Consider the following 13,704-nt stretch of genomic DNA (forward strand, 5'->3'; position numbering starts at 1 on the left):
AAATCTTGCTTTGGTTTTACTTTTACAAATATTACCGTTGCAAATGTAAAGACAAAATATGATAACGCTGAAAAATGCTGAGAATTATTTATTACTTCTTTTTTATTGGGTTTAGGCAAAAAAAAACTCTAAGCTAAAATTTAGCTTAGAGTTTTTTGATTTGAAATTATATGGCTAATTAAAACGTCCAATAATCAATTTTGTAGGCAGGATTATCAGCATTTATTAAACCAAACGTTCTATTAGAAAAGTTTTGATAAGTTCCTGAATTAACGGTGTAATAACCTTTTTCAGAACCTACCATAACATCTAATAGCGGTTGGAGAATAGCGGTAAAGAAATCAGGGGCATTGGTATCTCCTGTAAAAGCAAACTTCACGATACCAGTGCTTTCATCATAAGTAAATGATAAATCATAAAAAACATTACCGTAATTAGTTCTAACATCAATGTATGGAATTCCTCCGGTATTCAGTTCCCATAATATAATGTTAGTAATTTCAAGCCCAGGCAAAGCACTATTAGCAATATCATTTGAAAAATTCTCATAAAAAGTATTAAATGGAGAACTATGCTTAAACATTTCGGCCAAATTAAATACACCAGCCTCATCTCGAATACCAAAAGCATAAGAATCTAATGGAGTAACAGGCTCATTTCCATAACCTATTTTTGCTGTAATCCCATTGCTTGTAGAAACATACTCGAAACCAGAAGTTTCGTCTAAAACAAAGGTTTCGAAAACAGCCCCATCAACTTCTAATGCAGGACTTATAATTAAACCTTCCTCTGTAAATGCAATCCCAAAATTTTCATCAGAAATAGAACCATCCTCATTTATTATTGTAGGATTAGCAAAAAGTGTAACGCTGTCATAGTTTAAAGCGTATTCTTTTAAAGTAGTTCCGTCTATACTCATAAACGGGAATGATGTTACAGCATTACCATTTACAAAAGCCTCTCTACTAGCTAAAGATTTTTCAACACTAGCTGTACTTTCTGGTTCAAAATCAGAAAAACCAGTTGGAGTAAACACTAAATAACCAGTGTCTCTATTTCTAACATCTCTAAAAGAGAGTACGCCATCTTCATTACCGAAATATTGAAACACAGAGGTTCCTTTAAAACCTGTCCCAATGGCTCCTTCAAGCTCAGGATTACTTACTTTTTGAATATGATTACGCGTTGTAAATACCAATTCATTTGTTGTGCCATAACGTACATCATAGGACGAAGATTCTATAGCTGTATCAGAATCAAAATCTGAAGTCATATCTACGCTTCCATCTGCATTAAACTTCATGTAAAATGTAAATCCTCCAAACTCATCATTTTTGGTAAAATAAGTTCCTTTATAGCCGTTCTGTTCTGATGTTAACAAGTTTAACAACTCACTATTTTGTCCCGCAATTCTTTCAGCTGGCGATTCTGAAAACAATTCTCCTTCATCATCATTATTACATGAAACAATCGAGAAAAACACTAAACAGATTAGCCAATAATTTTTAAATATTTTTTTCATAATTTTTTAATTTACTAATTCTTGAGTTGCTGTATCCATTATAGCTTGTAATTCATAAATATCTATATCAAAATTAGTTTGATAATAATCTACAACCATAGCTTCCTTTTGTCTAATTATTGCTTTGGATTCCTCATTGGAAATACTTTCTACAATAGCATCAAAATCTTCCTTTGAGTTTGTTAACATTTCAGAAACCATTTCCACAAAATCTTCTCCCTCTTGACTTGAACCGTAGGCCGTAATATAACCTAACTCTCTAGCTTCAGCATCTGTTCTATTAAACCATTGCGCTGTGTAATCTGCAGGGTTTATTTGACCATAAGCTACATCAAACGGAATATTTTGATTTAAAATATGCCCGTATTCATGTTGTACTGTTTTTAGAGGTTGTTTAATGCTATTAATATCTGTGAAATCTAAAAAGTCGATATTAAACAATGTTATTTTTGTTCCAGCCTCTGCAACACCTAAGGTAATTGTTGGACTGTTAGGATTATAATTAAAACTACCTACCAAAGTAAACTGACGAGGTGCAATTTTCTTAATAAAATTTGTTCCTCCAACTTGTGTATAAGGCTCAATCCATGCTTTTTGCAAAGCTTCTGCAACTGGCCTAACACTAGCATCTAAAGGAGGGTGTAAATACCTATCAATATCAGTATCATTAATATCCCATTTATAAAGCACCTCTATATTATAAGGCGTTACAAAACTACTTCTAAGCCACACGTCTAAATCGTTTAAAATAGGCATACTTGTATCTATTTGACTTGCTCCAACACCATCTGAACTCTCTGCACATGACGTTAAAAAAGTCAAACCTACAGATGCTAATGCTATATATATATATTTTTTCATTTCCGTATTATTATTTATAATTTATATAATTACCTTGGATTTTGTTGTATACCAAAAGATTGCGCCGCTTCTGGAATTTGTACAACTCTTCTATTATCTCCTTTTGGTAAAGTGTATACATTCCCAAATATATCTTCATGATCTACAACCATATTAAGTCTTTTTATATCAAACCAACGTAAACCTTCGTTATAAAAAACAGTTCTTTTAATACTTAATACACAGTTTACAAAGGCTAATGCATCTGTTGGTATGGTGTAAAACGGTGTAAATAAATCTGCATCGGTAACTTCAAATCGTTCTTGCACATTATCAACACTTAATTCATCAAAATCAGCTAAATAACCTGCTGTTTTTACTGAGTAAGACATATTTATATCTTCAGTAGCTTTTTCCAAATTACCCAACATAGCGTAAGCTTCTGCTCTATTTAACAATGCCTCGTCTGTAGATAATAAAACATACGCAACATAAGTATCTCCAGTTCCTGCCGCTTGATTTATAACTTTAAAATATTCTTGAAACTTTGGTATATTATAAAATAAATCACCACTTCCAAAAACACTATATGACCAAGGTTGTCCCGTACCATTCGTGCCAGGAAAAACCTCATCTCGCTTATCACTATTTAATTGATATCTAGCAGAAAAATGATACCTATTATAAAGTGATTCTGCAGAAACTAATAAAAGATTAGCTGGCTCGAAGTTTGAAGACGTGTATAATGCCGTTTGTTCCGAATAGGTTGCAGGTCTGTAATTATTTGGCCAATCTCTTAAGGCTCCTACTCCTCCAGAGCCAATAGCTATGGTACTTTGAGTAATTACTTTTTCCCATTCTCCTATTTGCAAATAAAATCTAGAAGCAAAAGCACTTGCTGCTTTTGTTGTAAAATGATATGCTGATATAGTATAATTATCCTCTATTAAAGGTAAACCTTCTTCAAGATCTTTCTTTATATTATCATATACGCTCTCAACCGTACCTCTTTCATATTCTCCTAAAAGTACATTTTCTGGTTCGGTAACATACGGAATACCTATACTAGAAGCCGCCGTTGTTGGATCATACGCTTTCGAAAATATATTAACTAACATATAATGCGCATAAGCTCTACAAACTAAAGCTTCTCCTTTTAAATAATTTAATTCGGCTCCACCACCAAGTTCTTCTATGGATAGTAAAGCTTGGTTTGCTTGCGCAATAGCTTTGTAAGCACTATTCCAATAATTAGTAGGCGAATCTATATCCGTATTATTTACATCATCCCAAAAGAACATACGTTCATTAAGTGTTGTAGCAAAATCGATACCAGTATCTGCACTTGGGCCTTTATCTCCAGCGTTATCAGACATAGGTTCTAAAAAAGGGACATATGCACCTTCAGGATAAGCTCCTACTAACAATTCCGAAATTTTCTCTGCAGAATTTATTGTTGTTCTATTGTCTGGCGATTCATCTAGAATATCACTACATGAAGTTACCATTAAAAGCGTCACAAAAACAACGCCTATATTATATTTTATATTTCTCATAGTATATTATTATTAAAATCCAACGTTAAGTGAAAAAGTAAACATTTTAGAAATTGGGTAAGCAACACCACCTGATCTAAAGAACTCAGGATCTTGACCCCCTAATTTTGAATCTGAATAAATTAAAAATGGATTTGTGCTTTGTAAACTCATTCTAACATTAGAAAGGCCTAAACGTTCTGTTACTGGTTTATCCAAAGTATATCCCAATGATATATTTTTCATTCTAATAAAACCACCATCTGCAACTCGTTCCGTAGAATAGTTATAAGCATTATATGCTCTTTCTAATTCATTACTACCGTAAGATTGTATTAAACTAGAAGACGCTATTGTTGGAACATTAGTAATATTCTCATCTCCAGGAGCAATCCATCTATTAACAAACTCTCTTGGAAATACATCTAAATCATCGTACTCTGAGTCATAAGCTGCGTTTAGTCTAACTTTATTACCGTCAGAAAAAGATACAAAGAAACTAAAATCCCAATTCTTATAAGTGAAGTTATTTGCTAAACCACCTGAAAGGTTTGGTTCTGTTCCACCTTCATATTGCAAATAATCTAAAACGTTATCAGTGTCTTGAAAGTCTATTAAATCGTAAGGTTTAGAAGGATCAAAATCTGGATCTTCCGTTAAAAATGTTGGCAACCCCCATTCGTTTAAACCTTCAAATTTAAAAGAAAACAATGAACCTTTTGGATATCCAACAGCATTCCCTCGTCCTGTTCCTGTTACTAAATCGAATACATTTGCTTCTTGTTTTAAAGAAGTAACTTCTTGATTAAATTTAGAGATATTAAACCCTGTTTTCCATCTAAAATTATCCGTATCAACATTCACCGTATTCAACTGAAATTCAACACCGTTGGTTGTCATTTCTGAATTATTCCCTAACTTTATCGACTCTCCACCAATACCTGTTGTTCTAATTAAATCTATTAAATCTTTACCTTTTCTAAAATAGGCATCAAAATTCATCATGATTCTATTATTAAAGAAACCAATATCTAAACCTAAGTTTAGCTCTAAAGTTTTTTCCCAAGTTAACTCCGTATTTTGTAAATCTTCTATATTAATATAGTTTTCACGATCATCATTATAATTCCTATCTGTAATCTGATTTCTAAAAACAGCTAAATTATTGGTAGCATTATTAGCCAACAGAGCTACTAGACCATAACTAGGTCTAAACGCTAAACTAGAAATAACATCAGATTTTTTAATAAAATCTTCTTTATCAACATTCCATTTACCACCTATTGTATATGTTGGTAACCATCTAGAATCTGAAGATTTCCCTGCTCTATTAGACCCTTCGTAATTCCCGGTAAGATTTAATACATATTTTTTTTCAAAATCGTATGTTACATTAGCAAAAAATGAAACCTCACGCTGTCTTGTTTCTGAAGAAGAAAAGTATGGATTACCTTCTAAAATTGCTTTTTTCAAAATATCTGGATCTGTAAAAACAGTACCACCTCTATCAAACTGATAACCGTAACCTGTATTTTTACTTTCACTTCTATCTGCATAGCGATACTCTTGACCTCCATAAACTCTTAAACCATGAGCATCATCTTTAAATCTTTTTGTCCAATCCAAAGTATTTCTAAAAGTATAAGTAACTAAGGTGTTTTTTGAGGTTATTAAAAGCCCCCCAACCGGAAGAACAACTCTTGCTGGTTCATTTGGTGTGTCTGGATCTGAAAACAAGAATGTATTTTGATCTCGAACAATAGTAGTTTCGTCTGATCTATATGCTGCAGCAACATTTGAATTTTCCGTAATTGAATGTTCATTATTTGATGTAGCATAACGCGACGACCCTAAGAAATTATAGGTTAAATTATCATTGATTTTATACTCTGCCTGGCCTTGAAATTTAAAATCGGAAACATTAATTTCAATACCATTGTTACCTAATTCATCAATAATATTAAATGGTGCCCAGTTATATCTTGAATACTCCAACTCACCATCGTCATTTCTGGGACGTAACGCTCTACTTGTATTTAAAGCATAACTAAATGGATTAATATCAAAATCTCTTGTATAAGAACCACTAACTAAATCTTCTTCTCTAGCAAAAGTACCCGGAGCCAATTGATTTCTAATAGAACCTTGTATTTGCGTTGTTATCTTTAACTTATCATCACTTAAGTAATACGTATTTCTTAAATTACCAGTAATTCTACGAACACGATCCGCTATAGACCACCCGCCATCTGTATAATATCCTAAAGAAGCATAAGTTGTTGAATTTTCTCCACCACCAGAAAAACTTAAACCATGAGTTTGAGTTGGTGCAGCATTAAACAATGTTTTAAACCAATCATGATTAGCTAATTCATATTGTTGTAAAAATTTTGCTCTCGCCTCAGGTGTGTTTTGTAATTGATACTGTCCTGTACTTTCGTCATAATTATTGATAGCTCTGTACATAATATTATATATACCACCATAACGACCTTGAAAAGAAGAAGGTAAGTCTAAAAACCCTTTAGATTCCATTTCTCTATAAACAGAAACAGTTTCTTGAGAATTTAATAAATCATAATTAGCATATTTAGGAACAGCTCTAACCGCATATTCTGAAGTATAATTAAATGTAGGCTTTTGATTTTTTTTACCAGATTTAGTTGTAATTACAACAACTCCATTTAAAGCTCTTGCTCCATATAAAGCAGTTGCTGAAGCATCTTTTAAAATTTCAAAACTTTCTACATCTGATGCATTTAAACCAGCAACGGCAGAACTTAATAGTGTACTAGCATCTCCCGAAACTAAATCTGAGACACTCAAGCTAACAATTTCTTCTTGCAGAACACCATCAATAATCCAGATTGGCTTAGTATCTCCCAAAATAGAAGACGATCCACGAATAGTAATTCGAGGTGCAGCTCCAAAAGTACCAGTAACATTTTGCACACTTACACCTGCTGCTCTACCCTCTAAAGCTCTAGAAATATCGGCAACACCATCGAGCTTAATATCTTTCGCTTTAATAGTTTGTGAGGCCCCTGTAAAAAGCTCTCGCTTCACGTTTTGATATCCCGTGATAACAACTGTATCCAAACTTTCCACATCTTCTGTCATTACAACATTAATGATACTAGCATCTTGTACTGTAATAAACTTTGTTGTTAAGCCAACAAAGCTCATTTTTAATACTTCACCAGCTTTAGCCATAATAGCATAGTTCCCATCAAAATCCGAAACAACTCCACGACTACTACCTTTAACTATAACAGTAACTCCCGCTACAGGAACTCCATTTGTGTCAGTAATTAAACCTGAAATTGTTTTTTGTTGAGCATAAGAGAACTGATTTGAAAACACTATAAATAGCATTAGCAAACATGTCAATTTTAATTTCATAAAATAAATATTTGAGTTAGTCAATCACAAACATCTTAATATAATCTTAAAAAAACAAAGAAATCTGTTAAAATTTTAACAAAAACGCAGTATTTAGTGTTATTTGTAAATTACATATCCATAATTTGTGAAATATTGAAACCACTGCTCAAATAATAACAAAATATTATCAATGCCACAAAGCCTAATTTTTTAGTGTTTTATTTCTCCATATCAATAAACAAAAGTTCATACTTTTGGAACAAAAAGAATATGCTTTTAGCAAATCACTCAAACATCATTTTAGAATGTGGCACAGACGAAGCTGGACGAGGCTGTTTAGCCGGGCCAGTTACTGCAGCCGCAGTAATTTTACCCAAGAATTTTAAAAACATCATTTTAAACGATTCTAAACAGCTTAGTGAGAAAAAGCGTGATATTTTAAAACCTATTATAGAAGCACAAGCGTTAACCTTTGCTGTTGCTCATGTTTTTCAAGAAGAAATTGATATTATTAATATATTGAATGCTTCCATTTTAGCCATGCACAAATCTATTAAACAACTTGAGCCACAGCCTGAATTTATAATTGTTGATGGAAATAGATTTAAACCTTTTAAAGATATTCCCTTTGAAACTATAATTAAAGGAGATGGTAAATATTTAAGCATTGCCGCTGCATCGGTATTAGCAAAAACCGCTCGGGATTTATATATGAACAAAATTCATGAAGAATTCCCAATGTATAATTGGAAACAAAATAAAGGCTACCCTACTAAAGAGCATCGACGAGCTATTAAGGAGTTTGGAATTACAAAATATCACAGAAAAACATTTCGTCTTTTACCAGAAGAGTTACAACCTAATACTTAACTTTATAACCACAAATAAATTCAATTTAACATTTCTAATTAGCACTTTTTTAATATTATAAAACCGAAAAATCGTAGGTTTGTAAAAATTAATTCATTCCATGCGATTTTTTTCAATAACCCTTTTACTATTTATAACCTTAAGCTGTACCAACACTAAAAAGAAGCGTACAGACTTAATAGATTTTATCCCAGAAAATAGTCAGGTTATTATAAAGGCGAGAAATGTGGAAAGTTTACAAAACAGCATAAATAATAATGAGTTAATCCAGCAGTTTTCAAAATCTAAATATTATCAGAATTTAGAAAGTAAATTCGAAAACTTGTCTGTTTTAAAATCAAACAGTCCTATACTAGTTTGCTTTTCAAAAGAAAAAAACGATAGTTTAAACTATACGCTTATTACAAAATATCATGATAGTTTATTTATTACAGACTCTTTACCCAATTATAAAGAAGAGATACTTACTTTAAAAAACAATCACATTTTACAAAGTACGCTTAATGAAAATATATTTTTTAGTACCGTTATTGATAGTGTTTTTATTGCTTCTTCCTCTAAAAAAACAATTAAAAATACTTTTAACGACTTTACTCTAAATAAAGAACAACAAAGAATTTATAAAAGCACAGACGAGGAAAACTTATCAATAATTATAAAAGCTGACACAAACATCTTAAAGTCTTTATTTATTGAAGATTCAATTAAACTTAAAACCTTTACTAATTACTTAGCTTTAGACACCGAACTTAGCCAAAACTCCCTATATTTTAATGGTATAACGAAAGCTACAGATTCTACTAAGAGTTTAATTAATGCTTTTAAAAATACGGTTCCGCAGGTGAATCAAATTCAAGACATCACCCCCAGTAATAGTGATGCTTTTATTAGTTTTACCTTTAACGATTTTAAAGTTTTTAAAAATAACTTAGCTCTTTTTAGAAAGCAAGATTCTATTATTACTTCAACTCCTTTATTTGATGAAGTTAACGAAGTTGGAGTAATTTATGAAGAAAAAAAGCGAGCTATAATATTAAATTCTTCTGATATTATAGCCACCAAAGATGCTCTGCTAGCAGAACAAAATATAACAGAAACCTATCGAGATGTTTCGATTTACAACTTTAGTAACCCCGATTTATTTACAAAAATATTCTCGCCTTTAATTTCTACTAATCAAGCCAAATTATATTGCGCTTTAGATCACTTTTTTATTTTTGCTGAAGACTCTGAAATGCTTCAAAATATTATTTCAAACTATCAAAACAAAACTACATTAAGCACTCGTAATTACTTCAAAGATATACAGAATGAATTAAGCGATGCAGCTTCCATTTTAATGGTTATTAATTCAAATAGTTTAGAAAATATTATAGAAAAGAATATAACCGAGGATTTAAATTTAAATCTAGAACCTTATAAAACATCGGCATTACAATTTATATATGATAATAATTTTGCACATGTAAACGGTATCATTAAAACAAACAAAGCTAAAGCTGCAGAACAATCGGTTTCCGAAGAATTCAACATAAAACTCGATGCAGATCTATTAAATACACCACAATTTGTTACAAACCATATTACAAAACAAAAGGACATTGTAGTTCAGGATGTTAAAAATAATTTATATTTAATTTCTAACAGTGGAAAAATTCAGTGGAAAAAACAACTAAAAGGACCAGTCTTAGGTAAAATTGAACAAATTGATATTTATAAAAACGGAAGATTGCAACTAGCTTTTGCAACACCAAATCGTGTTTATCTTTTAGATAGAAAAGGAAAAGATGTTACTCAATTTCCAATAAAATTTAATGATGCTATCACGCAACCTCTTTCGGTTTTTGATTATGACAAAAACAAACGCTATCGCTTACTAGTTACTCAAAGTGAAAATGTTTTAATGTACGATACTAAAGGAAAAGTTGTAAAAGGGTTTAAATTTAAATCGGCACAAAATACCATCATTTCTCAGCCTCAACATTTTAGAATAGGAAACAAAGACTATATTGCAATTAAAACTTTAGGTAAACTTTTAATATTAGACAGAGTTGGAAAAACTCGTGTTACTCCAAAAACAAAACTGTCATTTTCTGCCAAACCTATTTACATGTATCTTAGTAAATTTACAACCACCACTAATAAAGGCGACCTAATAAGCATTGATACAAAAGGAAACACGACAACAAAAAACATAAACTTATCAGCCCAACACAATATAGCGACAACCAGTAAAACATTGGTTTATCAATCGGAAAATAAATTAACGATTAGAAATAAAACTATAAATTTAGATTACGGAAATTATGCCGATGCAGAAATATTTTATTTAAACAATAAAATCTACGTATCCGTAACCGATATCCAATCTCAAAAAACATATTTATTTGATAGCCAGGCTAAATTATTACCTAACTTTCCTGTGTATGCAAATTCTAAAATAGACTTCGCGAACAGTGATAAAGACCAAAATTTAGAATTTGTAACTAAAGGAGATTCTAATTCTGTGTTACTTTATCAAATTAATTAACCAATTCTTTTAGTTTAAGACTCAAACTATTCTACCTAAAAAAACACACTCATGATTACAAGAAAAAATGCCGAAATTTCAAAATTCATCATACATAAAGTTGGGAATAAATTTAACGATACTAAAAACGCCTTTTCGGATAAAGTCGTTGAGTTTGACGAAGCAAGTTACGAGCTAATGTTACCATTTCTACTCCGCCCCTTTGGAAGTCTAGTACAGAGTTATCGTTTTAACCACCATGCAAATATTACCTTAAACGAAATAAACAGTTACAGCTCTCAAATGTTTAATGATGAAGAAGCCTTTGTAGAAGTTTCTAAACACATTGTAACACACTTATACGAACAATCTAGTTCGGCACAAATAAAAACAGGGGACGTTTTAGTTGTGATGTTTGAAGGGATAGAATTTAGAGATATCACCACAAATGCTATTGGTATTTTTAAAATTGAAAGTAAAGTAAACTTCTTTCAAACGTATTTAGAAAACAATAATTATGACGTTTTAGTACAAAACGGAATAAGCTCCAAAAAGGTTGACAAAGGCTGCTTAATCTTAAATCAATCTGATGGTGAAGGCAATATTATTTTAACTGTAGACAACAACAGTTACGATGCTGCATATTGGCTTAATCACTTTTTAAACATTAAATATGCCGATGATGCTAACAACCATACCCAACAATATATTGAGCTTTGCAAAGAGTTTTCTACCGAGGTTTTAAAACCGAATTATGGTGCGAAAGAACAAAATAGTTTTATAGCAAAATCTATCGACTTTTTTAAAGAAAACGAAATAGTAAGTGTTGATCGTTTTAAAGATGAATTATTTGAAGAGGATAAACATAAAAAAGAATTCGATACCTTTAAAAAAGAATTTGAAGGCGAACAAAGTTATATTATAAGAAACCAATTTGATGTTGCCGAAGCAGTAGTTACCAAAGAAAAACGAAAAATAAAAACCGATATTAAACTAGATACTAACATACAAATTAAACTAGATATTGATGCGCCCGATGCCTCGGAAGAATATCTGGAACGTGGTTATGATGAAGAAAAGAAGATGCACTATTACAAAGTGTTTTTTAATGAAGAAACATAGATTATAGTTAAAATTAACCAATAAAAAAGTGGCTTTCCTAAAAAGAAAAGCCACTTTTTTATTGATATAAACTTAAGGTTTTAACGTTATTACATACGTTCTGGAACTTGAATTCCTAATAATAAGAATGCGTTTTTTATAGTATTTGCAACAGTGTTTGATAGTTGTACTCTTAATTGCTTTTCGATATCATTATCGGCTCCTAAAATAGATACATTTTGGTAAAATGAATTAAATTCTTTCACCAAATCGTATGTGTAATTAGCAATTAAAGCAGGACTGTGTTGCTCTGCAGCATTTTGTATAATCTCTGGAAATAATTGTAATTGCTTAATTAATTCTTTTTCTTTTGGATGTAAATCTGTACTTTTTAAATCTGTTTTTTCTAAATCTGCTTTTCTTAGAATAGATTGAATTCTTGCATACGTATATTGAATAAATGGCCCTGTATCTCCTTGAAAATCAATAGATTCTTTTGGATCGAATAAAATACGTTTTTTTGGATCTACTTTTAAAATATGATATTTTAATGCACCCAGACCTATTATTTTATAAAGTTCTTCTTTTTCAGTTTCAGAATAACCATCAAGCTTTCCTAATTCCTCAGAAATTTCACCAGCCGTTTTAGCCATTTCTTCAACTAATTCATCAGCATCAACAACAGTTCCTTCACGGCTTTTCATTTTTCCGCTAGGTAAATCTACCATACCATAACTTAAATGATATAGATTATCTGCCCAATCGAATCCTAGTTTCTTCAGAATTAAAAACAACACTTTAAAATGATAATCTTGTTCGTTTCCTACGGTGTAAACCATACCACCAACATCAGGAAAATCCTTTATACGTTGTATAGCTGTCCCAATATCTTGAGTCATGTAGACTGCTGTACCGTCCGATCGCTGTACTATTTTTTTATCAAGACCATCCTCGGTTAAATCACACCAAACCGATCCATCTTCCTCTTTTACAAAAACACCTGACTTAAGGCCTTGCTCTACAAATTCTTTCCCTAATAAATAGGTGTTACTTTCGTAATATAAGGTATCAAAATCGACGCCTAAGTTTTTATAGGTTACATTAAAACCTTCGTAAACCCAGCTATTCATTTCTTTCCAAAGCTCAACGACTTCCTCATCACCAGCTTCCCATTTTAAAAGCATACTTTGCGCTTCAATCAAAATTGGAGCATTCTTTTTTGCATCTTCTTCAGAGCTTCCGTTAGAAATTAACTCTTGAATTTCTTTTTTATATTCTTGGTCGAATTTAACGTAGTAGTTTCCTACCAATTTATCACCTTTTAACCCCGTAGACTGAGGAGTTTCACCTTCGCCAAACTTCTGCCAAGCCAACATACTTTTACAAATATGGATACCTCGATCGTTTATAATTTGAGTTTTATATACTTTTTTACCCGAAGCCTTTAAAATTTCGGCAACACTATACCCTAAAAGGTTGTTTCTTACGTGACCTAAATGAAGTGGTTTATTTGTGTTAGGTGAAGAATACTCTACCATAACCGCTTTTTCATCTTCTTTTAAAGAAACCAAACCATAAGTTGTTTCCCCTTTTATATTATTGAAAAAATCGATGAAATACGAATCGCTAATTTCAATATTCAAAAAGCCTTTAACAACATTAAAAGCCTTTACATTACTAATATTATCTACCAAATAGTTACCGATAGTTTCACCTATTTGCACAGGATTTCCTTTTACAAAACGTAACATAGGAAATACAACAACCGTAATATCGCCAGCAAATTCTTTTCTTGTTGCTTGAAATTCTACGGTTTCTAATTCTACTTTATATGAAGATAAAACGGCTTGTTTTACTTGATTTGATAAGGTTTCTTGAAGATTCATGTATTCTAACTTTAAGTGCGCAAAGATAAAATTTTATTTATGCTTAATTATAAAAAC

8 protein-coding genes are annotated in these 13,704 nt (G+C 31.4%); 3 read left to right on the plus strand and 5 right to left on the minus strand.

The window, feature by feature from the left end:
• Nucleotides 1-178: 178 nt before the first annotated feature.
• From GQR97_RS02415 to GQR97_RS02430, 4 genes are read right to left on the minus strand one after another with little or no spacing between them, the layout of a single operon-like run.
• Nucleotides 179-1,522, minus strand: coding sequence for a DUF4302 domain-containing protein (locus GQR97_RS02415; RefSeq protein WP_158844833.1), 1,344 nt, complete (start codon nt 1,520-1,522; stop codon nt 179-181).
• Between the two features lie 6 nt (nt 1,523-1,528).
• Complete coding sequence (locus tag GQR97_RS02420) at nt 1,529-2,383, minus strand: putative zinc-binding metallopeptidase (protein WP_158844836.1); 855 nt, start codon at nt 2,381-2,383, stop codon at nt 1,529-1,531.
• A gap of 29 nt (nt 2,384-2,412) precedes the next feature.
• On the minus strand, nt 2,413-3,918 hold the full coding sequence (locus tag GQR97_RS02425) for a RagB/SusD family nutrient uptake outer membrane protein (RefSeq protein ID WP_158844839.1): 1,506 nt from the start codon (nt 3,916-3,918) through the stop codon (nt 2,413-2,415).
• A gap of 12 nt (nt 3,919-3,930) precedes the next feature.
• Nucleotides 3,931-7,299 (minus strand): SusC/RagA family TonB-linked outer membrane protein, encoded by a 3,369-nt coding sequence (locus GQR97_RS02430; RefSeq protein WP_158844842.1) that lies wholly within the window; start codon nt 7,297-7,299, stop codon nt 3,931-3,933.
• A gap of 252 nt (nt 7,300-7,551) precedes the next feature.
• On the opposite strand from GQR97_RS02430, the gene GQR97_RS02435 reads away from it, so the two are divergent.
• The 3 genes from GQR97_RS02435 (at nt 7,552) to GQR97_RS02445 (ending at nt 11,782) form a co-directional block, all read left to right on the plus strand.
• Nucleotides 7,552-8,151: a ribonuclease HII gene (locus tag GQR97_RS02435; RefSeq protein WP_158844845.1), complete on the plus strand. Its 600-nt coding sequence runs from the start codon at nt 7,552-7,554 to the stop codon at nt 8,149-8,151.
• A 100-nt stretch (nt 8,152-8,251) separates the two neighbouring features.
• Nucleotides 8,252-10,681, plus strand: a complete 2,430-nt coding sequence (locus GQR97_RS02440) for a ribonuclease HII (RefSeq protein ID WP_158844848.1) — start codon at nt 8,252-8,254, stop codon at nt 10,679-10,681.
• A gap of 51 nt (nt 10,682-10,732) precedes the next feature.
• Nucleotides 10,733-11,782, plus strand: a complete 1,050-nt coding sequence (locus GQR97_RS02445; RefSeq protein WP_158844851.1) for a nucleoid-associated protein — start codon at nt 10,733-10,735, stop codon at nt 11,780-11,782.
• A gap of 89 nt (nt 11,783-11,871) precedes the next feature.
• On the opposite strand, the gene argS is transcribed toward GQR97_RS02445, so the two are convergent.
• The gene (gene argS / locus GQR97_RS02450) at nt 11,872-13,647 is read right to left on the minus strand and encodes an arginine--tRNA ligase (RefSeq protein WP_158844853.1); all 1,776 of its coding nucleotides are present in this window, start codon (nt 13,645-13,647) and stop codon (nt 11,872-11,874) included.
• Nucleotides 13,648-13,704 lie beyond the last annotated feature (57 nt).

The sequence above is a fragment of the Algibacter sp. L1A34 genome, assembly GCF_009796805.1.
In the GTDB taxonomy this organism is placed as follows: domain Bacteria; phylum Bacteroidota; class Bacteroidia; order Flavobacteriales; family Flavobacteriaceae; genus Algibacter.